Origin of the sequence: Flavobacterium sp. N502540 (genome assembly GCF_025947365.1) — a bacterium.
In the GTDB taxonomy this organism is placed as follows: domain Bacteria; phylum Bacteroidota; class Bacteroidia; order Flavobacteriales; family Flavobacteriaceae; genus Flavobacterium.
This window is the reverse complement of the sequence record NZ_CP110012.1, coordinates 4550326-4575280: the sequence shown is the minus strand read 5'-3', so window position 1 is coordinate 4575280 and position 24955 is coordinate 4550326. Positions and strand designations below refer to the sequence as shown.

Sequence of the window (24955 nt, the reverse complement as noted above, 5' to 3'; positions counted from 1 at the left end):
CCAAAGTCATCCAATAAGGAGTATGCTAAAAATCCTTTAAAGAGTAAGCAAAACTTAAAATTCAGAGATAATGGACATCAGTTTTTTTTCCTCCACTATTGTTCAGGTCGCTATTTCACTGATCATAAGCTGGGCGTTATTTGCCTTATTGTGCAGTATGATTCTTGAACTAACGGTGCAGATAAAAAGTGAAAGAGGCCGGTTTTTCAGAAGTAAAATTATTGAAAAGCTATTTGATTTTTCCAATCAGATCAATTGGGGATTGTTAATGTACAACAACAGCAATATCAGATTATTGACGAAATCGGAAAAAGCGCCGCCAGCCGAAATTACTTCCAAAACTCTCGCAGAAGTACTGGTGGATACGGTTGCTAATGCTCAGGCAGCTAAAATATTGCTTCAGGACGATGAGGTGCACCATGAAGAGAAGTACAGCAATGATCTACTGAATAATTTTGAATTTGCTATTACTTATTTGGGACAAAGCGATTTGATTCTGATGCTGAAAAACGCCATGAACAAAGCCAAAATTAGAGCTTCCGGTTCGGAAAATGGGATGGCAGAAAAGGTTATTTATGAAGAATTGATTAAAGAAGTCACCATTTGGTTTGATCAGTTTAGTGACAGAACCAGTGTATGGTATAAAAAACTCTCCAGAAAGCGCTTGTTTGTTATTGGGCTTCTAGTGAGCTGTATCATTAATATTGACAGTATCGTTTTGTTCAAGTATTATGATACTAATCCAACGGCAAGAACCGCCATGATTGATTATTATACGAAGAACAAGATGCAATTAGAAGTACTCAGCGCAAAATATGGTGCGCCGGGACAAGGCACAGCAACGGATACAGCAGCCCTGAATTCAACCAAAAAAGATATTAAGGGGTTATCCAAACAAATAGATAGTTTAAAAACCAATTTAGACTTGCCTATTGGCTGGAAAAAAGCGCAATGTGCTGATGTGAAAAGCAGTTCAGAAAAAGATTGCTTTACGGCCTCTTGTATTCTGCTTAAAATATTGGGGATTATTATCTCGGCCTTTGCGGCAAGTTTAGGAGCTCCGTTTTGGTTTGATATTCTGAAAAAAGCAACGACTACAGCGCAAACAGTAATTAAAGAAGTATAGATTATGGAAAATAATTACAAAAATGCTCATACGCATATATTCACCATGAATAATGCGCCAAAAAACTTCCTGGAATTGTATATGCCACCATTTTTGGCAAAAGGAGTTGATAATTTTACGAATACCAACCTTGGTGCCTGGCTGATCAGACAGTTGGCGAGCAGTAATAAAGGAATGGCCAAAAGATACGCTACCTTCCTTCAAATCGGTAAAAGTAAATATCAGACCGATATTTTTGAGGATTTAATGTCCCGATACCCTAACGAAACATTTCAGTTTATTACCCTATGTCAAAACTTAGAGTATTTAGGTGTTGGCAGATCCGTTAGCGGTTTCGAGGGACAAATAGAGGAAGTGATTGATATCAAAAGAAAATACCCCACGAATATTTTGCCTTTTTTCGGACTTGACCCAAGATGGAAAAGCAGTGGAGCCGAAATTCAGAAAACGGTCGAGCGTTATTTCGAAACTAAAATCGAAGTGGGCGGAACGTATGTATATCCGTTTCAGGGACTAAAGATGTATCCAAGTACCGGACATTATGCTTTTGACGCAAAACTTAGGAAGACCATGGAATGGGCTGCCGACAATGGTGTTCCGATAATGACACACACCTATTATTTGGGCGGAATTTTTAATTATGACAGAGATTATATCAAACGAAATCTTAATCCTGTTGATCCCTATACCGGAAATGTGTATGGAGTGCCTAAATTTATTGAGGAGAAAGGAGGTTTCTTTGGAAATCTCTTTAATGGACAAACGCGGACTAGCTGTAGAAGCAGCTGCTCGTACTTTCTCGAGCCACATTCGTACGAATCTATGCTGAATACTATTAAAGATCTTAAAATATGTTTTGCACACTTTGGTGGTGTGAAGCAAATACAAGTAACACAAGGGAATAATAAAGAGAGCAATCAAATCAATCCTTACGGGGTGTTAAGAAAAAACTGGTTCAGTCAGATACAAAACCTGATGTCTCAGCATCCAAACGTATACACAGACATATCGTATGATGTAGCAGAATGTCTTTTAAAAGAAAATAATGAGCTTTATAATGTGTTTTTCGATGAGGCTAATAAATCTTATGGCAATCAAATATTGTTTGGAACCGATTATTTTATGACGGAAAAAGACAGTTTGGAACAAGTGGCGGTGCAGGGATTTAGAAATTATGCAGCGAATGCCAAGCTTCAAAATGGGAACTCGCTATGGGATCAAATGGCAAAGAATAATATTAATAGCTATTTAGAGAGTAAATACTATTCCGGAAAGCCTGTAATTATTCGCTCTGTTTAATTCGAATAGTAAAATGAAATTTTTAACCTCCAGAATCAATTGATTCTGGAGGTTTTTTTGTGGGTAATAAAGGCTGAAAGTCCAAAAGCACAAGCATGGTCCAACGCACTATGATCTAAGTTAAGCAGGAATATTGCCCTGAAAGGGCAAGAGCAAAGAGACGATCTGAAATCGACCCTTTAGAACTGTAATTCTTACAATTGTGCTTGGATTTAGAAAGCTTTCTATTTAAGAGGTTGTTTTTTATTAATGAATTTAAAATCAGGTATTTATACTCTTTTATGCTTGGTTTAGTTTAACGAGTTTTGTTGTCTTTGAAATAAAATCTTACAAACTATAGTAAGTTTGTAGGTAAATAGCACTTTCGTAAATACGCTTACTGCAACGTTAAATCTTACAATATTCTACCAATTATTTAACCTTTAAACCATTCAAATTATGGAAACCAGAAGCCCCCCTTTTTAGTTGTAAAGATTTTTGAGATATAAAGAATGATTCACCCCTTAAATCAAATTATATGAAAAATTTATACAAAATTATGTTGCTGTGTGTCTGTGGAGCCACTTACGCACAAACCCAGAATGATATTGCAAAAATTAGGTCCGGAAGTAACGTGTCTGAACTTCAGTCTCTGAGTCAGAGGTACCAAACCGAGGCGGACCAGAAGAAACAAAGAATCAGTAATCTTGCGAAAGCTAATGGCTGGCGTACTTCATTTAGTAATAAAAATGGAACTACAAGCGAATTAGTTGATGTAAGTGCCGACGGCAAAACGCCTATCTATTTTGCTACTGAAAATGTAAATGCTGCAAAATCCACACGAGCAAATTACCTGAATTCCGGTGGTGGTTTAGGATTGAACCTTAACGGACAAAACATGACGGCTTATGTTTGGGATGGCGGTGCTACACTTCCTACTCACAATGAGTTTGGAGGAAGAGTGTCAATTAATGATGGGGTTACTGCTATTGTTGCCGGGAGTAACAACAGCCAACACGCCAATCACGTTACAGGTACTATTGTTGCGGCAGGTACTGTAGCGGCATCCAAAGGAATGGCCTTTCAGGGAAATGCCAGAACGAACGAATGGACTAACGATTTGTCTGAAGCCACTACAGCAGCGGCAAACGGAATGTTGATCTCCAATCATTCTTATGGATGGGCCACAAGAAACTCTGCCGGAACAGTTCTGATCGCTCCGTGGCAGTTTGGTGCTTATCAAACTACTGCCAGAGACTGGGACAATCTGATGTTTAATGCTCCTTACTACCTGCAGGTGAAATCAGCCGGAAATGATGGTGGTGATAACACCGCAAATACAAGTCCGTTAGGAGGTTTTACCGCTTACGACAAACTTACAGGGTTTTCTACCTCTAAAAACAACCTGGTGATTGCCAATGCTAATGATGCTGTGATAAGTTCAACTGGAGCTTTAACAAGCGTTACCATTAGCGGGTCTAGTAGTCAAGGACCTACAGACGATTTGAGAATTAAACCGGATCTTGCCGGAAACGGGACCTCCGTTTATTCCACAGCCACACTTACAAATCCGGTAACACCATTAACCAATAGCAGTTATGGTAATGCCAGCGGAACTTCAATGGCAGCTCCAAACGTAACCGGAACATTACTTTTGCTGCAACAGCATTATAAAAATCTGACCGGAAACTTTATGCGTGCTGCCACTCTAAAAGGATTGGCTCTCCATACCGCAGACGATGCTGGAGCTGTTGGTCCTGATGCTATTTTTGGATGGGGTTTATTGAATGCAAAATTTGCTGCGGAAACCATTACAAAAAACGGCACAGCATCAATTGTTCAGGAAAGCACATTGGTGAATGGAGGTACTTATACATTGTCGGTAACTTCAGACGGAGTTAATCCGTTAATTGCTTCTATTTCATGGACAGATCCAGCCGGTGTTGCTTATTCAGGAAGTACACCAAATATTGGTACAGCAAAATTGATAAACGATTTAGACATTCGAGTGACTAATGGGGCGGGAACTAATTTTCCGTACCGATTGCTTACCGCAACAACAAACGGATTGGGTGATAATACCAGAGATCCTTTTGAGCGCATCAGAATTGTTGGCGCAGCGGGAACATATACTATCACAGTAACTCACAAGGGAAGTTTGGTCAATGGAAGTCAGAATTTCTCAACAGTGGTAACCGGAATTACCGTACCGGATCTTTACATCAAAGACAGACCGTTTGATGTGGGATTACAACCAAACCCGGATTCTGGACCTATGTGGATCAGTGATGATATCTGGGTAAGACAAACCATTGATGGAGGAACTGCACATGAAAATCCTGAGTTTAAATTAAGTTCTCCAAACGGAGTTTACGTTAAAGTTACTAATAAAGGAACCGTTGCCAGTGCTTCCGGAAAAGTGAAACTGTACTTTGCAAAAGCTTCTTCAGGATTAACATGGCCTACCAATTTTGTTAATTTTTATGTAGGGACTGTATTGCATGGTGATTATATTGGAGAGGTAGCTATCCCGGCAATCGCTGCAGGTGGAAATGCTACGGTAGTTATTCCTTGGTATCCGCCAAATCCTGCTGATTTCACTTACGACATCCATCACTTTTGTTTAGCGGCAAGAATAGAATCATCAGAAGATCCGATGTTTAATGAACAAACGAATGTGGGTATAGGTGTAAATACCAAAAACAACAATAATATAGCCTGGAAAAATTTAAGTGTTTACAATCTGAATACGACTGATTTTGTCCCTCCAACTGCAGTATTCATCAGAGGAATCAGATCTAAAAATATCAACGTGAGATTTATAGACAGAGGATTTAACGAACAGTTGAAGAATAATTTCTTTGATTTGGGCGGTACAGTTGAAGCTACACTGGATCCAAAACTATTTGAAAGAGCACTGTCCAATGGAAGTTTGAAAGGCGTGCAGATTTTAGATAAAAATAAGATCCTTATTACTTCCAGAGAAGCATCCATAGCAAACCTGCCTATTGATATCGATGAAACTTTCGGAATCACATTTGATTTCAAAGTGGCAAAAGATTTCCCTGTTGAAGAGCAAATTACCTTAGACCTTGTTCAGGAAGATGCTAAAAGCGGAGAACTTGAAGGAGGAGAGCGTTTTGCACTGGTAAAAGCTAAACCGAATACTAAAGCCGGCACCACGTCACTTGTTGAAGCTCCTGAATCTCGTATTGTTGCTATCTATCCGAATCCAACAAACGGAGTATTTAAAATAGCGGTCAATAGTGAGGAGCAGGGAACATTAAAAATAACAAGCATTTTCAATACGGTTGTTTTTGAAGAAAAAACAAATAAACAAAAAGAATTTAGTGTAAATATCTCCAAACAAGTTCCAGGAATTTACATCGTTCAGTTTATCTCTGAAAATGGAAAAGTAGTTACCAGAAAAATAATTAAAAACTAATATTTTTCGAGTGAAACACTTATTAATTTAATGAGTGTATGAAATTGAAGGAAGTCGTCTCAATGTAAAACTTGAGGCGATTTCTTTTTTTATAAAAGAAAAGCTTTGCAGACTTTGGCTTTTAAACGCAAAGTACGCTAAGTTTTTTTATGCGTAGGTTTTATGTAAAAAGCATAAAGTTCGCAAAGCTTTGTCTAAGTATAGCTTTGCGAACTTTGCCTTTCTAAGCGTAATACAGCTAAAATTCTTAGCGTGCTTTGCGTTAAAATTTCCAACTTAGATGATTATGCTCTATTTTCACGGATGAACTTTTGCAACATACGAAGAGACTGTTACGGTACCCGAATCATCTTTGACGGTATAAACACCTAAAATACTATTTTGATAAGCCGTATTAGCACTTGTACTGTCAGCATTCGGAAAATCAATATCTACCCAGTTGGCTTCTCCAAATGAACCATCTGAATTTCGATTTACAGCAACAAAGGAAGCTCCCATATCTTTTCCGTTAACACTAATCCAGTCCGACGGCATATGATAGCCATTGTCTTTGGATGCAGTGATACCTTCAAAATGGGTAACTACAGACAGAATCGTTTCATTCTTGTAACTAAACGATTTTAAATTACTCGTTTGCTTTGTTTTGGAATTATAATCCACCACGAAAGCCTGACTTATTTCCTCTAATTTAGCACTCGAATAACCGCCTGCCATAGTATAATGATCACCGCCATTGTGCCAGATACCGTACAAAGTAGTCGTTAAGGAATCGGGAACTTTAAAATCAATGTATTCTTTAGTGACAATATCATATAGGAATGCATATCCATTCTTGTCATTCTCTACATCATAATTTCCAACAGCGATTCCGCCCATTATACTATGAACAAATACATTATTGGTATTACCGTCATTTGGAGAAACCTGAATCCAGGTTCCTGAACCATCTGCCGGACCTTCGTAATAAAAACCAAGATTTCCGCTTGGAGCTTTACCGGAAGAGGCAGAAATTTTATAGGAACCTACTATTTGTACTTTGCCATGATGTCCGTTATTAGGACCGTAACAAGAGGTATTGATAACCGTTGCTGTTGGCGTGCTTGGGAAATTTATAATATTCCATTTGCCCTGATTACCGCTTCCATTAAGTGGTCCTTCATAGATTAAGCCCTGAACGATATCATTAAGGCCTATTAAACTGCCTGAAATGTACACATTCTCAGATCCTGTCACGCCTCTTACGCCTTGTATGCTGGTTTCTCCGCCATTAGGATAATTGAAATCCGTATACTTTGCCGTATTGACTTCCAGATTTATATTTTCTGACATAATTTTTCTTTTTTGATTATTGTTTTAACCCGTTGGGTGAAATTAAATTTTGTTCAATTCCACCCAACGGGTTATTGTTTTATACTTTTTTAGAACTGTGTTCTGCAGCTGTTCTTAGTTAAACGTTGTCGTACTATAAACATCTTTTGGTGCATTTACCCAAAGTTTCTCTACTTCCAGCTGATGGAGTTGTTCTTCTAATTCGTGTCTGATTTCACTATAAGCCGGATCGTAGGCAAGGTTTGTGATTTCCAACGGGTCATTAACTAAATCATAGAGTTCATACTGTTTGAAGTAGGCCGTAGCAGCATCAAAATAATAGTCAAATTTCCATTTTTCGGTTCTGATACATCGAATGCGATTCGCAGCTCTTACGATCGTCCAGGTACTGTTAGAACCTGCTTTGATATCATCGTAAGTAAACAAAATACTGTGCTGAACAGGAGTGTTGTCCTGCATTATTGGCAGTAAACTGGTACCAGCAAGTCCTGTTGGCGGATTGGATATGTTGGCCATATCAATAAAAGTTGGAAAAATATCTGCTAAGGTTGCTAAAGCCATAGAGTGTTTGACAGGATGATCTTTAAACAATATCGGATTAGATATAACAAGTGGAACTCTTAAAGCTTCTTCGTAAGCGACAAAAGTTTTCTGACGTAATCCGCCATGAGCGAGTCCCATTTCTCCATGATCGGATGTCATCGTAACTAAGGCCGAATCGGCTAGTTTTTTGCCGTGTTCATCTTCTCTGTACAATTCGTCGATCAGATAGCCAAACTGTTTGTCGGCAAGACTTAACAAATAACCGTAAAAATTAATATAATTCAGTTTATCTTCGGTACTATTGATGGCACCAAGGCTTAAAGCCATATTAATCAGAATTTGTTCCTGAGCCATAGGTTTTTTATTTTCCAGTAAATTTTCGTTTACAGTAGCAGGAAGTCCTATTTCTCTGGTCAGCCAGCTGTCCGGATGGTATCCTGATGTACCTGCTGTATTAGGATAAGCCAATACATCATGAGGATTTACGAGAGAAAGAATCAAACAATATGGTTTATGATTTCCTGCAGCTCGCTGTGCTCTCACTTCTTTTAAATATTGGATAGCCTCGGCGGTGTATCTGGCGTCGTGATTGGCGTAGCCACCTCCAAAATTAAGCGGATTAACATCTTCACCGGCGTCGGGAGAAATCCAGCCCATAGCCCCAAATAAAGAAATATCAGCAGGAGTTAAATCATCATAATTGGTTTTAGTTCCATTAGGGGCAACACCTTTACTCATGTGCCATTTTCCTCGGTATTGCACATCATAGCCATCCGCCCAAAGCGTATTCATAATATTGGGTAATGCATTGCTAAGAGTAGGCTCCTGAGGCGACAAGAGACCGCCTACAGTTAACGTTTGACTCACACCATGTTTTGCAGGGTATAAACCTGTAAATAAGGTCGAACGGCTAGGGGAGCACATGCAGGTATTGCAAAATGCACGGTCGAAACTAAAACCATTCTTTTTTAGAAAAGTCAGTGTGGGAAGATTTTCTTCCTCCCATCCCGGTGGGAAATGTTGAGTAGCGCGCTGCTCATCAGTAATAATTAAAATCATGTCCGGCTTTTGGCCAATTTCGTTAAGTTTTTCTTTTAAGTTCATTGTTTGTGGTTTAAGGGGTTATTAAATAGATAATTGTTGGTATATGGATTTGTAATTCATATCGATAGGTAAGTTTGAAATAATTCAAAAAGAAGGATCGGATTATCGTATAAAATTGAGGCGTGAAGAGAGAATGACAGTAGTACTTTTTCAATATAATGTTCGAACAAAATAAATTGTAAAAGGCTTGTAGACGATACTGTAGTGCAGTGTTGAATCTGATTAATAAGAATAAAATTACAATAACTAAGCAGATTTAAATTACGTATAAATACCTGTTTTGTAGTAGTTTATCTAATTTTTAAAAAGTATAAAGAGTTCAATAATTCGAAGGACTTCAATTAGACAGATATTTTGTTATTGAAGAGACTCTTTTAGGTGAAGGAATAAAGGAAAGAGCAGTAATTTCCGGACTAAAAGCACTATTGTAACTAATAATTCTAAGGCTTGGGGAGAGTTATGCTAAACGACTAAAAAATGTTTAAATAACCCGTTGTGTTGAGTTTAATAAAAAAAAAAATGAGTAATCACGTAGAAACATAGATTTTAATCTAAAAGAGAAAAAAGAAAATACATTCCTTTCACCTGGTACCAGGTGCTAAATGAAGTGAAATGCTTTTTTACGGATGCTGAACCTATGTTTCTATGTGTTAAAATGATTTATACTCAAAAAGTTAAAAACAATAATAATTTTGAGTTTTTAGTTTCCCTTTAATAAATTGATACTTACTGTAGCGATATCGGCATCGGGGAAACGTTTAAAAATCGATTGGTCCGGAAATAATCCGGCTTTTGCTGCGACTTTATTAAAAACGTCAATCTCCACAATATATTGGTCCGAGAAACCATGAGTAGCATCATAAGCCGTTGCGGGAGTTTTTCCGATATTAGCGGCTGCAAGTTTGGGATTGATGGTATGCAATTCAATCAACAGCAAGCCAAATTTACGCACATAAGGCGACCATTTTTGTAAATGTTCCAACAGATTGTCTTCGACCAGATTGTTATTGATTCTTTTTCCTCTGTAAGCAAATGCACCGGTAGACGTACTGATTCTATCTTTGTTGATGTGTTCGGGATCTTTCCAAATTCGATTGTGATCTAAAAATGTCCTTACGTTAAGCAAATCCTTCAAATCAATATTGTAGTTTTCTTTCAGATCCTCCGAAAGAAGTTGAGGGTTTCCAATATCGCCCCAGATCACCTTTGCCCAAATGTCGGCCTTAATAAGATTGGCTCTGGTTATTTTTAAAGCCGCCTGATTATAGTCGGCACCAACTAAAAACAAAGGGTAGTCGTCAAGCATTTTTCCACGTAAAGTCTGCCTGTCAATAACTTCAAAAATATGCTGTAAAAAAGCACCATTACCACAACCCATATCAAGTATTCCTTTAGGTTGTTTTTCGATTGGTAAATTAAACAGACTGACAATAATTTCGTCCACCACTTTAAAATAAGTATCGTGAGCACCACCGCTTCCCCATACATTCATTTCGCGGTCTACGTGAATTTCATTTTCACCATCCGCTATCATTCTTAAAACTGCCGGATCACCAAAAATCAATTCCTCAATTTTAGCAAAGGTGGGCAAGTAAGAAACTGTAACACCATAAGCACTGGCTCTTTTGGCGTAAAACAAACCAGTTTCAGTAAACTGATAATTGCCATTTTTTTCTAAGAACCATCCAAGATGTACAAAAAAGTCCAGTATTTTTTTAAAGTTTTCCGGAGATTTATGAAACTCTTCGGGTTGGAAAGACGTCTCCATAAAGTACTTGTGAAACATTCCTTTCATGGCCAGACGCACAATAGTTGGACCAATCAAATGTCCTTCTATATGTTTTAAAACCTGTTCCTGAAGACTGTTTTTTAAAGGATCATCAGAAGGCGCTATTCCATATCCTTTTTTATATTTTTCAAAAATAAGATTGAGTTTTTCAAAGGGCACATCGTCAAAAAGTCTTGGATGAAACTGCCCGGAGAATTGAAGTAAATCAACAACATCCTGATAGAGATGAAACAGCGAAAAAGCGATTTCTGTTTTTTCGTTTGTTATGATGGTTATTTCCTGTGTACGATTATCTACTTCATACTCTAGAAAGCCCTGAGAGGCCAGAATTCTCAAGCCAACATTCAGATAACCTTCATTTGCTTTAAAAGTAGTAGTTAACTGCGATAGTTGTACTTGCTTTTGATTTAGGATATACTCTAAAACTTTGTGGTTTTGTAGTGCAATTGCAACCGGAGCAACAGCCAGACCGTCAAGATGTCTGAAAATAGAACTTCGAAGTTGTGATTTATCGGTCATAGAAATAGGTTGATGGTTGGTTAAAAATAGTGATTTTTTAATTTAAGACCGTTACTTTTTTAGGGACTATTTTAAGATTTTTCTCATAGCCATTTTTCGCAAATAACTATTGCGAACCTCAAAGTAAGTGAAACGTCTTCTTTTAGAGCAAAAAATGATGTTTCCAGGTGTTAAATTAAGGGATTGACGACGAGTAGAAGTAATTAACTAACCGCCATTTTATTATACTTATTACGATATTCCAATGGATTTAATCCTGTTACTTTCTTAAAAATGGTTCGAAATGCTTTTGTATCGGTATAGCCTACATCGTACATTACCTCATTGATATTTTTACGGCTGGTCTCGAAACTTTTTTTGGCGTACTCAATTTTCACCCGATTGATATATTCTAAAACTGAATTGTTGGTTGCAGCTTTAAATCTTCTTTCAAAACTTCTTCTTCCCAGTAATACCATTTCGGCCAATTCATCAATGGTGATTTTTTCCTGAATATTATCTTCAATAAAATTCTGCACCTGTTTAATGGCCTCGTCGTTATGATTCTTTTGTCCCTGAAACATTGCAAAAGAAGCCTGACTGTCTCTGTCGATATCGATGGCAAAGTATTTGGAGGCAAGTATAGCCGTCTCTCTGTCGGTATATTTTTCGACCAGATGAAGCAATAGGTTCCAGTACGAATGTGCCCCACCGCTGGAATAAAGACGATGCTCTTCGGTAATAATGCTTCCGTCTATGACTTCTACTTCGGGAAACATTTCTCTAAACTCATTTTGAAATCCCCAATGGGTAGAACATTTTTTGCCGTTTAACAGACCAGTGGAAGCTAGTAAAAACGCTCCAACACATAACGATGCAATCTCGGCACCCTTATGATATTGTTCGCTGATCCAGGGTAATAGTCCTTGATTTTGAGCAATCGCATCTTTCATGTCTCCAAATAAGGCAGGAATCACAATCAAATCAGTGGCAGTAATATCTTTTGTGAGCTGAGACGTATTAACGGAATACAATCCGTTATTAAGTTTTACTTCTTTCTCTAAACCTACTAATTGTACATCAAACAATAATTTTTTACCGGAGGCGGTCATAAATTGATTTACAGCCGAAAATAAGTATTGCGGATCTGCAATTGCCTGCAGAACCGAACTTTCAGGAACAAGAATGCTTACTTTTTTTATCATGGTTTTTTAAGGGTTAGATCAAATTAGGTTAAAGATTTACAATTGAATGACTGTTGCTGAGCCCTTGATTTTCCGAGGTTGAGTGTTGGATACAGTACTTTACCGGGATCATAAGGATACAACAATTGATTTCAATGCAATTTCAAAGATAAAGATAGTTTGTCGTAAATGCCCTTTTTGTTGTCGTTTTTGTGTAGGTGGATTCTGTGATTTCCGCTCCATCTTTGTACTATCAATTAACAATTAAAAAATCACACAAAATGGCAACAAAAATTTTCATCAATCTGCCGGTAGCAGATTTACAAAAAGCAATGTCTTTTTACACAGCAATCGGATTTACAAACAATCCTCAATTTACAGATGCTACAGCAGCCTGTATGGTTCTAACCGAAGAAATTTATGTGATGTTGTTGACTCACCATAAATTCAGTGAGTTTATCAATAAAGAAATCGGTAATGCTTTCGAGAAAGCTTCGGTAATTAATTCCTTGTCAGTAGAAAGTGTAGATGAAGTGAATGAAATGATCAATAATGCCTTAAAAGCAGGAGGTAAAGAAACTGCAGAGCCGAAAGACTATGGTTTTATGCAGCAACGCAGTTTCGAAGATTTAGACGGACACCTTTGGGAAGTTCTGTATATGGATCTGGCGAAAATTCCACAACAATAACCCTATTAAAATGGCACAGCTTAATTCTTATTTAACATTTAACGGTAATTGCAGAGACGCGATGTTGTTCTACAAAGCTTGTCTTGGAGGCGAACTCGAAATGCAAACTATAGCCGATTCACCAATAGGAGAAGAGCTGCCGGAGAAAATGAAAAGATGTATTTTGCACGCCACCCTTAAAAGCGATACTCTTACCATTATGGGATCGGATATGGCTCCCGAAAACCTGACAAAAGGAAATGCCTTCTCGATGATGCTCACGTTTGACAGTGAAGAAGAAACACGAAAGGTTTATGCTGACTTATCTAAAGATGGTCAGGCTACCCATCCGTTAGAAAGGACTTTTTATGGAGCTTTGTTCGGGAATCTTACGGATAAGTTCGGACATCAATGGATGCTCTGTTACTCGTGCGAAGAAAAAAAGACTTTATCTGTTGGGTATAATTAATTCTTGATGATTATACCCAATCGGATAAAATTCTAAACCGACTATTAACAGGAATTAACAACTAAACTTATAAAATCATGAAAAAAGATAAAATCATATTCTGGATCACAACGATCATCATTTTTATTATGGAAGGAATCATTCCGGCCTTAACCTCACAAACGGAACTGGCTAAACAAGGGATCAGTCACATGCAATATCCGGTCTATTTTGGTAATGCATTGGTCGTTTTTAAAGTAATCGGAGCACTAACAGTAATCATTCCGCAAGCACCAAAATTTGCAAAAGAATGGGCGTATACCGGTTTTGGATTTGTGTTTATATTTGCGAGTATCAGCCATTTCGCAGTTGACGGATTTGGGTTTCAGGCGATACTGCCTTTGATATTCCTGGGTATATTGGTGATTTCCTATAAATTATATCACAAACTAAATGAATACGATTATGCACTTTCGGAAAAATATCAGTTGCAATAAAAAGAAAGTTGCAAACTATCGATATAAAATGAGACGCCTAAGCTAAAAGGTCGTCTCATTTTTTTTATTTCTTTATATCAAACCGGACAGGTTTTTGAAACCTGTCCGGTTTATTAAATGTAACGTTTAGATACTATCATTTAATTTTTCCGCCCAGTCGATAATTTCTTTCTTCTGAGCCGCACTAAGTACAGCATCTCTGTGAATCAAAGTATAGGAACTTAAAGGCATTTCATCAGACTTTATCTGACTGATAATTCGGTTTAATTTAGTTCCTTGTTTCCTTTTCGAATATGCTCCCCATCTGCTAAAGTTCAAATTATTTTTCCCTTTTTTGATATGGTTTTCCATAAAACTACGTATGGGCTGTAGGTTAGAATACCAGGGATAACGGGTATTGTTACTGTGGCAGTCATAACAGGAAGTTTGTAAAATGACTTCAACCTTTTTAGGAATGTGATGAACTTTACCAATAGAAATAGAACTAACCTGCCCGTAATCAGAGTTTCGGGCAGGCTGGTAAAATTGCAGGAGCAAAAAAATAAGGATTCCGGTAAAGGCTATTTTTTTGATATGCGATTTCATTTTACATCGTTTTTTTCACCGAGCCGCAATCCAGCATTTTGGAACCATAATAGGGATTTTGGATCTCTTTTGTTTCACTGATCCACAAAGCACCCTTGCCTTCGTTAGCCATTGGACAGTATTCCTGATATAGTGTTTGTGTGGTTCCAAGTAGTTCTATTATATCATTCACGTCCTTACTCAGCAGTACAAAATGTTCTCTTTGATGCACTATGTTTCCGCTGGCTTCACCAATATGTTCAGCATGTTCTTTGGCATCTTCAGCAATCTCATTGTATTCAGTTTTTGATTTAGCCTCTATCGAACCGGTATCAAATCCTTTCAAAGTCTGAAACAATTCCTTTCCGGCATTTGCCGCACCTTTGGAATCATCTTTGACCAATGCATTTTTCAATTGCAGATATTTGCTAACCGTTTCCTGAATTGAAACGTTTTGCGTTTTTTCTGTATTGGCTTTGTTTTCAGCTTCTTTATGTTTAGAATGAGATTCTGTTTGAGAATCTGTTGTCCTGTTTTCTTCACTTTTCTTGTTGCAGGAAGTCATTACAAATGTTAGGACTAGTGTGGAGAGAATTATATTTTTCATTTTTTTAAATTTTAATTAATTGTTTTGTTGTTGTACTGCAATTCGGAAATTGAACTACAGTAAATTTTTACAGATTATTTTTCCGGTTTAAGCATATAGATTTACGAAACAGGAACACACAGTAATAAACTGAAGTCTCGTTTCATAATTGTTTAAAAAGGGAGTAAAATACAGCTAGTGTATGAATTTAAGATCCGACACACTATTGGCTGACAAAAAATCAATTAGCTTATTTTAGGGATCAGCCAAAGGGATTGAAAACCCGAAGAAATAGGGCATTCTAAATTATGAAACTTTTGCTTTTTAGTAGAAGCACCCCATAAGATGTTTTGGGAGAAATGTTCGTTTAAGGCAATGATCCCTCCGTTACACGAAGACGCACATCCACATGCAGAACGTTTGCATTTCCCGCTATTGTTGGTAGGGTTTTTATCGTTTGAATCACTGATTTTACAGCAGTCGTCTTCCTTTTCAGTTTTAGAGATTTTTTCTTTTACCGCAGGTTTCTCGACAGGTTTCTCACACGCAACAGTTGTCGTTGGTATCAGGAAGATACCAAGTAAAATAATGAGTATGAGGTGAAATCGTTTCATGCAAAAGGAATGTGTGGGACGAAAGTACTTATATTATTTTGAAGCACATTAAGAAAAGTGTTAAAACTAATTTTTTAAGAAAGTATAAAAACAAAATACACTTTACGGAATCACTTTAGAAAAAATCCTACACAGAAGAGGAAGAGTGGTTGTTTATTAATGACTTCATTATAAGTTGTTTATTGGTAGTGGGATAATTTATTTAACATTTTTTATATAAAAAAAAGAGTTAAAATTTTGGCTTTCGTTATTTTAATTTACTTTTGTTCTATCAAATTGGTAGAGTATAAATTTAACAGATTAGTGAAGATTAAAGAGAAGAATAGTAACTACTGTTTTTAGCTAATAAGAATTAATAGGAGATAAGTTTCCTTTAAAAGTAGTCAGATCACAAAATAATTTTCAATCTAACGCTACAATTTGAATGAGATGAAGTCCATTTTTTGAGATTGAAATCTTACACAGATAGATTTAAAAAATAGTAATCCAAAATAATAAAAAATGAAGAAACGAATGCATAGCTGTTAAAAAAAGAACCATTTCTGCGGGAACAGAAATGGCGAAGCTTAAAGAAATTGTACATCTCTATAAGGAAAGCACGAGCGGAGTAAATCCGACTTCGGGGCACCTTATGTATTAAACTAAAACAAAGTAATGAAAAAAAAATTAAACAGATATATAGGATTATGTATTTTGTTGATTTCCACAGGTATTAAAGCACAGGAAATTAAACCCTTAATCCAGTCGAAACTTGAAGGAACTGTAATCGATGCTGTTACAAAGGAGCCCGTTATTGGTGCTTCGATAAACATTAAAGGAACTACGCACGGGGTTGTAACGGATATGGACGGTAAATTTTACTTTCAAACCGGACAAAAGCTTCCTTATACGCTAATTGTAAGTTATTTGGGCTATAAAAAAGCGGAAGTTACAGCCAATGAAAATTCAGTTGTGGTTACTCTTACTCAGGAACAGAATGCCCTGTCAGAAGTAGTGGTTACGGCACTTGGTATTACAAAAGAAAAGAAGTCTCTGGGATATACTACACAGGCAGTTAAGGGCAAGGAATTGTCAGACACAAAAGAAACCAATTTTCTAAACAGTCTTAGTGGTAAACTTGCCGGTGTTCGTATTACCAATTCGCAGGGTGATATGGGATCTTCGCGTATCATCATTCGTGGCGAAACGTCTATTTCCGGAAATAATCAGCCGCTTTTTGTGGTCGATGGAGTTCCTGTAGACAACTCACAACTAGGAAGTACCGGAGGTACTACTCGTGATTTTAAAAATGCTATTGCCGATTTAAATCCACAGGATATTGAATCCCTAAGTGTATTAAAAGGTCCTAATGCTGCCGCTCTTTACGGATCACGTGCCGCACACGGAGTAGTGCTTATCACAACAAAATCAGGAAAAAGTCAAAAAGGGTTGGGAATAAGCGTTAATTCGGGAATCACGATTTCTCAAGTGGCTACTTTACCTAAATTTCAAAATTCATACGGACAAGGATCAAACGGAAAGTTTAGTTACGTAGACGGTAAGGGTGGCGGAATCAATGATGGAGTTGATGAAAGCTGGGGACCTAAACTAGACGGTCGTCTTATTCCTCAGTTCTATTCCAATGGTGTTGCGGTACCTTTCGTAGCACATCCCAATAATGTAAAAGACTTTTTCAACACTGGTGTTACCTACGATAATAGCGTATCCATAGCTAAATCGGATGAAAAATCAGATTTTCGTTTAGGAATAAACAATCAAAAACAATTGGGTACAGTACCTAACAGTGAAACAAATAAAACAAACTTTACGGTTAATACAAATTACCAAATTTCTAAAAACATAAAAGTAGGGGTAACGGCTAACTATATTGTGACCGATGCACCTGCACTTCCGGGTGGTCCGCAAGGTAACCGTGCCGCTGGTGTGATGCTGCAGTTCCTTTGGTTCGGACGCCAGGTAGATATCGATCAGCTTCAGAACAACAGAGAGGTGAACTGGAACAACAGCTATTACAGCAATCCCTATTGGAATGCCTATTATAATACCACCAGCCAACAGCGCAACCGTATAATAGGAGATATTCATCTGGATGCCAAAATTATCGACGGACTTAATTTTAAATTCCGTACCGGAGTTGATTATTATAACGATCGCAGAAAATACACCATCAAGTATGGTACAAACGGAACTCCATTTGGATCCTATGCAGAAGATGCTTACACGGTAAACGAAAGAAATACAGAAGGGATCTTTACGTATACCAAAAAACTAACCGAAGACTTTAGTGTGGATGCTCTTGCCGGATTCAATATTCGTAACCACAGTGATGCCAATAACTATCAGAAAGCACCACGTTTGGCCGTACCGGATTTGTATACTTTAACGAATTCAAGAGATCCGTTGACTTCATCGAATTCATTATCAAGATTACGAGTGTACAGTGCCTATGCTTCAGCACAGTTTGGATATAAAAACTATGCTTATTTAAACGTAACTGCCCGTAACGACTGGTCGTCTACATTACCAAGCAGTAACCGTTCTTACTTTTATCCTTCCTTCAATGGTAGTTTTGTAGTTTCTGATGCTTTCAATCTGAAAAGTAATACACTTGATTTCTTAAAACTTCGCGGAGGCTGGTCTGAGGTAGGAAACGATGCAGATCCGTATCAATTGTCTACGGTTTACGATTTTCAAACTGCATTTGACGGAAATCCAATCCAAACTTCAGCGAAGAAAAAACTGAATGAGAACCTGAAACCGGAAACCACTCGTTCTACGGAATTGGGTATAGAATCTTCGTTCTGGAAAAACAGACTGCACCTGGATGTAGCTTACTACAATACGAACAGTTTTGACCAGATTTTAGAAATAAAAACTACAGCTTCAAGTGGTTATAATTCGCAATTAATCAACGCGGGTAAAATAAACAATCGTGGTATTGAAGTTCAGTTAGACGGAACTCCGATTCAAACGGAGAATTTTAAATGGAATGTAGGAGTTAACTATTCAAAAAACATCAGTGAAGTAAAGATTTTGGATTATGACAAACAAATCCAAAACTATACTATTGGTACATCAGGAGGTGTTGATGTACTGGCATCGGTAGGGCAGGCCTATGGAGCACTTTATGGTACAGCGTATCAGCGTGATGCAAACGGAAATATAGTAGTTGGAGCTAACGGATTGCCGAAAGCCGATCCTCAAAAGCGAGTATTAGGACATTATACTCCGGACTTTTTAGCAGGTGTAACCAACACTTTGAGTTATAAAAATCTTGAATTTTCATTTCTTATTGATGCCAGTGTGGGTGGAGATATTTTTTCGGGAACCAACAGAACGGGGACCTATACCGGAGTACTGGCTGAGACACTTGCTGGTCGTGATGCAGCAAACGGAGGTTTAAATTACTATTATCCGGGAAACAATACAGCCAATCCAAAAACATTGGTAGCGAGTGGTGGAGCACCAAACGGAGTAACAGTGTATGATGACGGAGTTCTATTTAACGGAGTTTACGCAGACGGAACTCCAAATACTCAGGTGATTAGTGCGCAGGAGTTTCATAAAGCATCTTACAATATTAGTGAAGCCTATATCTACAGTTCGACTTTTGTAAAACTGAGAGAAATAAAACTGGGATACAATTTCAATAAGAAATTTGCCAGAAGACTGGGACTAGAAGGAGCAAGTATCACTGCGGTAGGGCGAAACCTTTTGTTTATTTACAAAGATGCGCCAAACATTGATCCTGAAACCGCTTTCAATACCGGAAATGCTCAGGGATTGGAGAGCTTGTCTTTACCAACTACCAGAAACTTCAGTCTGAATGTTAATCTTAAATTTTAAAAACGCGAAATCATGCTAAAAAAAATAGCTTATATAACACTATTTGCGGTAGCACTTACCTCTTGTAGTGACACTTTGGATGATATTAATAAAAATCCAAATGCAACCGAAACACCTTTAGCACCTTATCTATTAACAGGTACGTTAAAGCAGGGAGCCGATTTGTACTGGGGAGCCGACAATAATTTTAATGCATCGTTACTATTTGTACAGCATTGGGCTAAAGTTCAGTATACAGAACCGGACAGATATGACGTGTCGAACACTTCTTTCACTTCATTGTGGAACACGGGATACGCCACTTTGATTACAGATTTAAACACGATTCTGAAATTTCCGGATCAGCAGGCAAATCCAAATTACAAAGGAATTGCGTTAACCCTGCGTTCATGGGCATTTTTATTGCTTACAGACGCTTACGGGAGCATTCCGTATAAAGAAGCAGGCTTAAAAGTAACCCCTGCATACAATACACAAAAAGAAGTGTACACAGGTTTATTGGAAGATTTAAAACAAGCGCAGTCTTTACTAAATCCGACTGGTGGAAGTGTAACTGGAGATTTGGCTTATAAAGGTGATATCTCGAAATGGAAAAAATTGGTAAATTCACTTCGTTTGCGTATCGCATTGAGAATTTCCGATAAAGAACCTGTCTTAGCCAAACAAGCGGCGATCGATGCGACTACAGATGCTGCCGGTGTAATTAGCAACAACAATGAAACTTTTAAGTTTACTTACACGAGTTCGCCTCAGCAAAATCCTGCTTCGGCCTGGTTTGAAACCCGTGATGATTTTCGTATTTCGAAAACATTGGTGGATAAGTTAAATGAATTCTCCGATCCGCGTTTGCCGGTTTATGCTCAGTTGCCAACAGATGCAAGCGTTGGAAAATATGTAGGAGGTGCTAACGGATTATCAAATAGTGATGCCAACAGCCAGGGATTTGCTAAAACATCAAAACCGGGAGCTTATTTTTTAACCTCGTCATCACCAGCGGTAATTGTTTCTTATTCCGAAGTATTGTTTAATCTTTCAGAAGCGGTGGCTCGCGGTTACATTGCCGGAGATGCAGAGCAGTTGTATAAAAATGCGATTACAGCATCGTTCAATCAGTTTGGAATTACTGATGCCACTACAATTTCAAATTATCTTAATCAGGCAGTGGTAAAGTATGACGCAGCGAATTATGCTAAATCGATTGGTACACAAAAATGGATCGCATTTTTTGGGCAGGGTCTTGATGCTTTTGCAGAATGGAGAAGATTGGACTATCCTGTATTGAAAGCGGGGCCGGCTACGGTTCTAAACGGACAGATTCCTTCACGTTTCTTTTATCCGGGAACAGAGCAGTCACTGAATGGAGCCAGCTATCAGACAGCTGTATCTGCTCAGGGAAAAGATTTGCTGACTACAAAACTATGGTTTGACGCAAAGTAAACCTTAATTTAAAAAGGACAAAGCAAACGGCTTAAACCAGTCCGTAATCAATTATAACAGATAATACTTCAGAGGAAATTTTCTCTGAAGTATTATTCATTTAAAGACCAAAGTTATCTTGGTATTTGTGGTCTTTCCATCTTATACTGTCTTCCGGATAACGTTTTAATAAAAGAAACCAAAGCTACAATTTCGTCATCAGTAAGATTTAACGGCTGCATTAAAACATCTGTCTTAGGAAAGAGAGGATCTGCTATTTTTTCTGTTTCATCGGGATCAATCATGTGCATGCCGCTGTTATACATATTTACAATTCCAGTGATGTTATCAAATAAGCCATTGTGCATCCAGGGGCCTGTATAAATTACATCACGAAGAGAAGGAGTTCGGAATTTCCCAACATCTTCTGCTTTTTTAGTAACCGTATAAAGTCCTAAATCTTCATATTCCCTTTTGTAATAAGTAAGCCCGATATTATGGAATGATTCATCGGTCAGGTATTTTCCGGAGTGACAATTCATACATCTTGCTTTGGTTCGAAAAAGGTGCAGACCATAGATTTCCTGATCTGATAATTGCGTGTAATCGCCATCTATAAAGGCATCAAAACGGCTTCGTTTACTTAAAATTGTTTTTTGGAATACGGCCAGTGACTGCAGGATTTTCTCATAAGTAATCTCAGAATCTCCATAAGCATTTTGGAATAAAACAGGATAACCTTTAATTTTTCTTAACTTTTTAGCCAGATTCTCAGGTACCATATTCATTTCATGATGTGCTGTAATGGGCCCTTGAGCTTGTTCTTCTAAAGTTGCTGCCCGGCCGTCCCAGAAGAATGATTTTCGGGCTCCGATGTTGTATAACGAAGGCGTATTTCTTTTTCCTTGCAAATGATCATTCCCTAAAGATACTTCACGCGCATCTCCCCATGCCAGTTCCGGATCGTGGCAACTGCTGCAGGATACCTGATTAGACCCCGAAAGTTTGGGATCGAAAAAAAGCAGCTGTCCTAAAATTACTTTAGGATTTTCCATGGTGTCATAGTAACTCGTATCGATCGCAAGAGATTCGAATTCCTGCCATTGCACACCGCTATCAACGTTAGGTTTTGGCCATTGACTGGTTGGTTTACTATAGATTTCACGCCAGTTTGAACTTACGAGTTTCTCACTAAATGTAGCACTGAAACTTAACAATGCATAAATTAGGCCAATGAAAAGAATAGAAAAAGAGGTTTTTAATAAAAAAGACTTCATTATAAGCGGATAGTGGGGGTATAATCTAAATTAAAATGTCAAACCTATTGACATTTGAAAAAAAGTGTTGTTTTGTTTTTGAGGAAAACGGTAGTAATCCAGACTTGTCTTAATGAAAAAGTTAAGATCAGGTTGGTACTTGTAATCCCATCTTGCAGCGAGATTTATTTTAGTGTACGGAGAGGACAAAAAAGCAAAGTTATAATTGAGCATATTAAAAATTGAATTGGTTCTACGATCGCTTAATTCCATTTCTGAACTTAAAATCCAGTTGTGTTCGAGTGAAGCCGAAACATTAAGTAAGGATGGAGCTAAAAGTTTTGAAATGGCAAAATCCAATCGGCCGATACCTTGCTGTAGGTCAATAGTCCGAAGAGGATCGAGATACTTTTCCGCAGTACTTTTTAAGGTAAAGCTTGGCGCAATCGACCATGATAATTCAGGATTTGGAATGTAGTACAATCCTGAAAACACAACAGATGTAACCTGATTGGTGTATTTGGTATGCTCGGCTATCTTGATGTAAGATGTGGTACTTTGGTTGTCAAATATATTTTCTTTTCCAGTTCGGTCTGTGTAAAAAAGTCCAATTTTTGCACCCCAAAACTTTTCTTTTGATTTTTTGAAATAAGAAAACTCTCCTTCATACTGATTCTCTAAAATTGTAGACGCGACAAGGTTTTGGAATTCGGTCATGATTTTTTCATAACCAAATTGATGGTATCCCAGTAGTAAACCAAAGCCATTTCGGTCTTTTGGAAAAAACTGCACATTGACGCCATAGCCACTTCCGTCATAATACGAACTAAGTTTATTTCCGGTAAGTAATTTATTGTAAACGCCAAGTCCTACCATATGATAAACTGCAGGAGCCCCTAATTCGCTAAAGAACTTTAGATTATTAGATTGTGTATATTTTTGCAGATTTAAAGCCGAACCTAATACATAATGATCGCTAATGTTTAAGGAAATACCGGTAGAAACATTAAGATCTGAAACCGTATTTTTAGGTCTTGGATCAATATCCCGATACTCCATTAATGCCCTGTAATTAGCATTAATCCCCAGAGTTATTTTATTCAAAGCTTTAGCATAACCGCCACTGAAGGAGTACTCTTCATACGAAAGATCACCCCCTATAGAATCTGCCGTTACATAAGGGTAGATTATTTGATAATCTGAGCTTTCGTTCCAACGCACATTTTTGCGTTTACCATTCTTGTAATGAGCGTTTCCAAAAACAGTATTTTCAGAGTTAATCTTATAATACGATTGTGCCTTAATAAGAAATTGACGAATTCCATTTCCCAATTGCTGGATATTGGTTTGCTGTGCTGCCGAGCTATAACCCGCGCTCAATTCTGATAAAGAATAACGGCGGGCATAATGCTGATTTGCAGGATTGGTATAAAATCGTCGGGCAAAAGTATTCTCGGGAGACAAGTCTTCATGAATGCGAAGGAGCACAGAAGTACTGTCCTGTGCCTGCAGTAAACTGCAACTCAAAATAATAAATAGAAATAGGGAACGAAAGCTCATGATTAAATTCATTAATTCATTAAAGAAGGTTTAACCTCAGGGGAAAAATCTAATGTTGAATTATTAGTGTCTTTTAGTATTTTTTTGCCGTTTGAAGTAGTAGAAAGCGTTTTACGACGAACACTTTTCCCATAACGCGTTGCATCTGAATCTACTTTTCCACAATAAGTCCACCCCTTATCCAATGATGGAGCAGTAACAATCCATTTAAATTCAGATTCAACACTTAAATTAACAGCGTCTACAATCCATGAATTTGGAATCGAATACACGTTTTCGCCCATTGGATAACTTTCTCCGCCAAATACCAGATTGTATTCGTAGTTATAGGTATAATCCGTTAAATATTTTGTTTTGTTTATGGGCATACGAGCGATAACAAAACTTTTAAAACCTCTGTTATGAATTATCATAGAAGAGAATAAACTTTCCATATTTGGAACAGAAGGATTATCAACATCATCAGCGTCTTCTGTATAAAATTCAAAAGTTGCTTTTCTTAAATCTAACGAACCTGAATTGTATTCTTTATGGTCGATTGCATCTTCGGCAATTACAAAAAACTCACCCGGAGCGATTGGATAAGTAGTTCCGTTACCGGGAACAATTGCAACAGCAGATACCGCAAACGACTGCGCCATGATATTCGGGGTATAGTCTTGTTTGTCAGTTGTCATGAATTCCGATTGCGCGATCATTAACCCATCTGCATACAATACTTTATCCGTATTATTATGAATTTTAAAGTATTTGTCACCTAAATATTGTTTTCCCTGTGGTGTTTTGGTTCCAGTAAAAAATACCTCTTCAATCACAAAATCAGATTGTGTTGTCTTGAGGAAAAGATTTAAAGAAACAGCGGTACTTCCACCAGTAATCACGACCGCTTCTTTATAGCTGCTTACCGAAGCTTCGGCAATGTTACCGTCTATAGTATATTTGATTTTTCCGTCAATAGATATTTCATAAGAACCTTCATTTAGAGAAACAGAGAGATTGTTATTTAAAGCTTTACTTTGGGTTACTTTACCGGTATTATGCTCTTTAAAAGAAACGGAAACATCAGAAAAGATAACGCTGTTTAGATCTTCGGGATTTACAATTGTTAAGGTTAAAGCCGTTTCTTTATTGTTGTTATCATCATCTTTAGAACAGGATGATAATAGTGCCATTATGGCTATTGTTAGATAAATGGGTAGTAATC

General features: G+C 37.5%; 18 protein-coding genes. 8 read left to right on the top strand and 10 right to left on the bottom strand.

The genetic code is table 11. The annotated features are described in order from the left end of the window. Window positions 1-70 precede the first annotated feature (70 nt). The 3 genes from OLM58_RS19175 to OLM58_RS19165 all read left to right on the top strand — a co-directional run bounded on the left by OLM58_RS19175 (window position 71) and on the right by OLM58_RS19165 (window position 5849). Window positions 71-1126 carry a hypothetical protein gene (locus OLM58_RS19175; RefSeq protein WP_264530188.1) on the top strand — a complete coding sequence of 352 codons (1056 nt, stop codon included), beginning with the start codon at window positions 71-73 and terminating at the stop codon, window positions 1124-1126. A 3-nt stretch (window positions 1127-1129) separates the two neighbouring features. Beyond that, window positions 1130-2425 carry an amidohydrolase family protein gene (locus tag OLM58_RS19170; RefSeq protein WP_264530187.1) on the top strand — a complete coding sequence of 432 codons (1296 nt, stop codon included), beginning with the start codon at window positions 1130-1132 and terminating at the stop codon, window positions 2423-2425. 517 nt (window positions 2426-2942) lie between these two features. Next, window positions 2943-5849, top strand: a complete 2907-nt coding sequence (locus OLM58_RS19165; protein WP_264530186.1) for a S8 family serine peptidase — start codon at window positions 2943-2945, stop codon at window positions 5847-5849. 297 nt (window positions 5850-6146) lie between these two features. Here OLM58_RS19165 and OLM58_RS19160 read toward each other — a convergent pair whose 3' ends face one another. The 4 genes from OLM58_RS19160 to OLM58_RS19145 all read right to left on the bottom strand — a co-directional run bounded on the left by OLM58_RS19160 (window position 6147) and on the right by OLM58_RS19145 (window position 12317). Then, window positions 6147-7178 (bottom strand): hypothetical protein, encoded by a 1032-nt coding sequence (locus tag OLM58_RS19160; protein ID WP_264530185.1) that lies wholly within the window; start codon window positions 7176-7178, stop codon window positions 6147-6149. A 114-nt stretch (window positions 7179-7292) separates the two neighbouring features. After that, window positions 7293-8825, bottom strand: coding sequence for a sulfatase-like hydrolase/transferase (locus tag OLM58_RS19155; RefSeq protein ID WP_264530184.1), 1533 nt, complete (start codon window positions 8823-8825; stop codon window positions 7293-7295). 700 nt (window positions 8826-9525) lie between these two features. Then, window positions 9526-11133, bottom strand: a complete 1608-nt coding sequence (locus tag OLM58_RS19150) for a class I SAM-dependent methyltransferase (protein WP_264530183.1) — start codon at window positions 11131-11133, stop codon at window positions 9526-9528. Window positions 11134-11336: 203 nt separating this feature from the next. After that, window positions 11337-12317 (bottom strand): GlxA family transcriptional regulator, encoded by a 981-nt coding sequence (locus tag OLM58_RS19145; RefSeq protein ID WP_264530182.1) that lies wholly within the window; start codon window positions 12315-12317, stop codon window positions 11337-11339. Window positions 12318-12577: 260 nt separating this feature from the next. On the opposite strand from OLM58_RS19145, the gene OLM58_RS19140 reads away from it, so the two are divergent. The 3 genes from OLM58_RS19140 to OLM58_RS19130 all read left to right on the top strand — a co-directional run bounded on the left by OLM58_RS19140 (window position 12578) and on the right by OLM58_RS19130 (window position 13909). After that, a complete protein-coding gene (locus OLM58_RS19140; RefSeq protein WP_264530181.1) occupies window positions 12578-12985 on the top strand; it encodes a VOC family protein in 408 nt (135 codons plus the stop codon). A gap of 10 nt (window positions 12986-12995) precedes the next feature. Next, a complete protein-coding gene (locus OLM58_RS19135; RefSeq protein ID WP_264530180.1) occupies window positions 12996-13433 on the top strand; it encodes a VOC family protein in 438 nt (145 codons plus the stop codon). Between the two features lie 77 nt (window positions 13434-13510). Further along, the gene (locus OLM58_RS19130; RefSeq protein ID WP_264530179.1) at window positions 13511-13909 is read left to right on the top strand and encodes a DoxX family protein; all 399 of its coding nucleotides are present in this window, start codon (window positions 13511-13513) and stop codon (window positions 13907-13909) included. 126 nt (window positions 13910-14035) lie between these two features. Here the strand turns inward: OLM58_RS19130 and OLM58_RS19125 are convergent, their stop codons facing one another. The 3 genes from OLM58_RS19125 to OLM58_RS19115 form a co-directional block, all read right to left on the bottom strand. Further along, window positions 14036-14494, bottom strand: a complete 459-nt coding sequence (locus OLM58_RS19125; RefSeq protein WP_264530178.1) for a heme-binding domain-containing protein — start codon at window positions 14492-14494, stop codon at window positions 14036-14038. A gap of 1 nt (window position 14495) precedes the next feature. Beyond that, window positions 14496-15080, bottom strand: coding sequence for a DUF3347 domain-containing protein (locus OLM58_RS19120; RefSeq protein ID WP_264530177.1), 585 nt, complete (start codon window positions 15078-15080; stop codon window positions 14496-14498). 224 nt (window positions 15081-15304) lie between these two features. After that, complete coding sequence (locus OLM58_RS19115) at window positions 15305-15673, bottom strand: hypothetical protein (RefSeq protein ID WP_264530176.1); 369 nt, start codon at window positions 15671-15673, stop codon at window positions 15305-15307. A 654-nt stretch (window positions 15674-16327) separates the two neighbouring features. Between OLM58_RS19115 and OLM58_RS19110 the strand changes: the two genes are divergently transcribed. Both OLM58_RS19110 and OLM58_RS19105 read left to right on the top strand, forming a co-directional pair. Further along, window positions 16328-19519, top strand: a complete 3192-nt coding sequence (locus OLM58_RS19110; RefSeq protein WP_264530175.1) for a SusC/RagA family TonB-linked outer membrane protein — start codon at window positions 16328-16330, stop codon at window positions 19517-19519. Between the two features lie 12 nt (window positions 19520-19531). Beyond that, window positions 19532-20956 carry a SusD/RagB family nutrient-binding outer membrane lipoprotein gene (locus tag OLM58_RS19105; RefSeq protein ID WP_264530174.1) on the top strand — a complete coding sequence of 475 codons (1425 nt, stop codon included), beginning with the start codon at window positions 19532-19534 and terminating at the stop codon, window positions 20954-20956. Window positions 20957-21069: 113 nt separating this feature from the next. Here the strand turns inward: OLM58_RS19105 and OLM58_RS19100 are convergent, their stop codons facing one another. Genes OLM58_RS19100 through OLM58_RS19090 form a run of 3 tightly spaced genes read right to left on the bottom strand, consistent with a single transcriptional unit; the run spans window position 21070 to window position 24923 of the window. Next, window positions 21070-22212 (bottom strand): cytochrome-c peroxidase, encoded by a 1143-nt coding sequence (locus tag OLM58_RS19100; protein WP_264530173.1) that lies wholly within the window; start codon window positions 22210-22212, stop codon window positions 21070-21072. Between the two features lie 30 nt (window positions 22213-22242). Then, window positions 22243-23751, bottom strand: a complete 1509-nt coding sequence (locus OLM58_RS19095; RefSeq protein WP_264530172.1) for a DUF6850 family outer membrane beta-barrel protein — start codon at window positions 23749-23751, stop codon at window positions 22243-22245. An 11-nt stretch (window positions 23752-23762) separates the two neighbouring features. After that, window positions 23763-24923 carry a DUF4876 domain-containing protein gene (locus OLM58_RS19090; RefSeq protein ID WP_264530171.1) on the bottom strand — a complete coding sequence of 387 codons (1161 nt, stop codon included), beginning with the start codon at window positions 24921-24923 and terminating at the stop codon, window positions 23763-23765. Window positions 24924-24955: the final 32 nt, after the last annotated feature.

Excerpts from the sequence above, each read along its gene's own strand:
- OLM58_RS19175 (WP_264530188.1), top strand. The coding sequence starts at position 71 with ATGGACATCAGTTTTTTTTCCTCCACTATTGTTCAGGTCGCTATTTCA.
- OLM58_RS19170 (WP_264530187.1), top strand. The coding sequence starts at position 1,130 with ATGGAAAATAATTACAAAAATGCTCATACGCATATATTCACCATGAAT.
- OLM58_RS19165 (WP_264530186.1), top strand. The coding sequence starts at position 2,943 with ATGAAAAATTTATACAAAATTATGTTGCTGTGTGTCTGTGGAGCCACT.
- OLM58_RS19160 (WP_264530185.1), bottom strand. The coding sequence starts at position 7,178 with ATGTCAGAAAATATAAATCTGGAAGTCAATACGGCAAAGTATACGGAT.
- OLM58_RS19155 (WP_264530184.1), bottom strand. The coding sequence starts at position 8,825 with ATGAACTTAAAAGAAAAACTTAACGAAATTGGCCAAAAGCCGGACATG.
- OLM58_RS19150 (WP_264530183.1), bottom strand. The coding sequence starts at position 11,133 with ATGACCGATAAATCACAACTTCGAAGTTCTATTTTCAGACATCTTGAC.
- OLM58_RS19145 (WP_264530182.1), bottom strand. The coding sequence starts at position 12,317 with ATGATAAAAAAAGTAAGCATTCTTGTTCCTGAAAGTTCGGTTCTGCAG.
- OLM58_RS19140 (WP_264530181.1), top strand. The coding sequence starts at position 12,578 with ATGGCAACAAAAATTTTCATCAATCTGCCGGTAGCAGATTTACAAAAA.
- OLM58_RS19135 (WP_264530180.1), top strand. The coding sequence starts at position 12,996 with ATGGCACAGCTTAATTCTTATTTAACATTTAACGGTAATTGCAGAGAC.
- OLM58_RS19130 (WP_264530179.1), top strand. The coding sequence starts at position 13,511 with ATGAAAAAAGATAAAATCATATTCTGGATCACAACGATCATCATTTTT.
- OLM58_RS19125 (WP_264530178.1), bottom strand. The coding sequence starts at position 14,494 with ATGAAATCGCATATCAAAAAAATAGCCTTTACCGGAATCCTTATTTTT.
- OLM58_RS19120 (WP_264530177.1), bottom strand. The coding sequence starts at position 15,080 with ATGAAAAATATAATTCTCTCCACACTAGTCCTAACATTTGTAATGACT.
- OLM58_RS19115 (WP_264530176.1), bottom strand. The coding sequence starts at position 15,673 with ATGAAACGATTTCACCTCATACTCATTATTTTACTTGGTATCTTCCTG.
- OLM58_RS19110 (WP_264530175.1), top strand. The coding sequence starts at position 16,328 with ATGAAAAAAAAATTAAACAGATATATAGGATTATGTATTTTGTTGATT.
- OLM58_RS19105 (WP_264530174.1), top strand. The coding sequence starts at position 19,532 with ATGCTAAAAAAAATAGCTTATATAACACTATTTGCGGTAGCACTTACC.
- OLM58_RS19100 (WP_264530173.1), bottom strand. The coding sequence starts at position 22,212 with ATGAAGTCTTTTTTATTAAAAACCTCTTTTTCTATTCTTTTCATTGGC.
- OLM58_RS19095 (WP_264530172.1), bottom strand. The coding sequence starts at position 23,751 with ATGAGCTTTCGTTCCCTATTTCTATTTATTATTTTGAGTTGCAGTTTA.
- OLM58_RS19090 (WP_264530171.1), bottom strand. The coding sequence starts at position 24,923 with ATGGCACTATTATCATCCTGTTCTAAAGATGATGATAACAACAATAAA.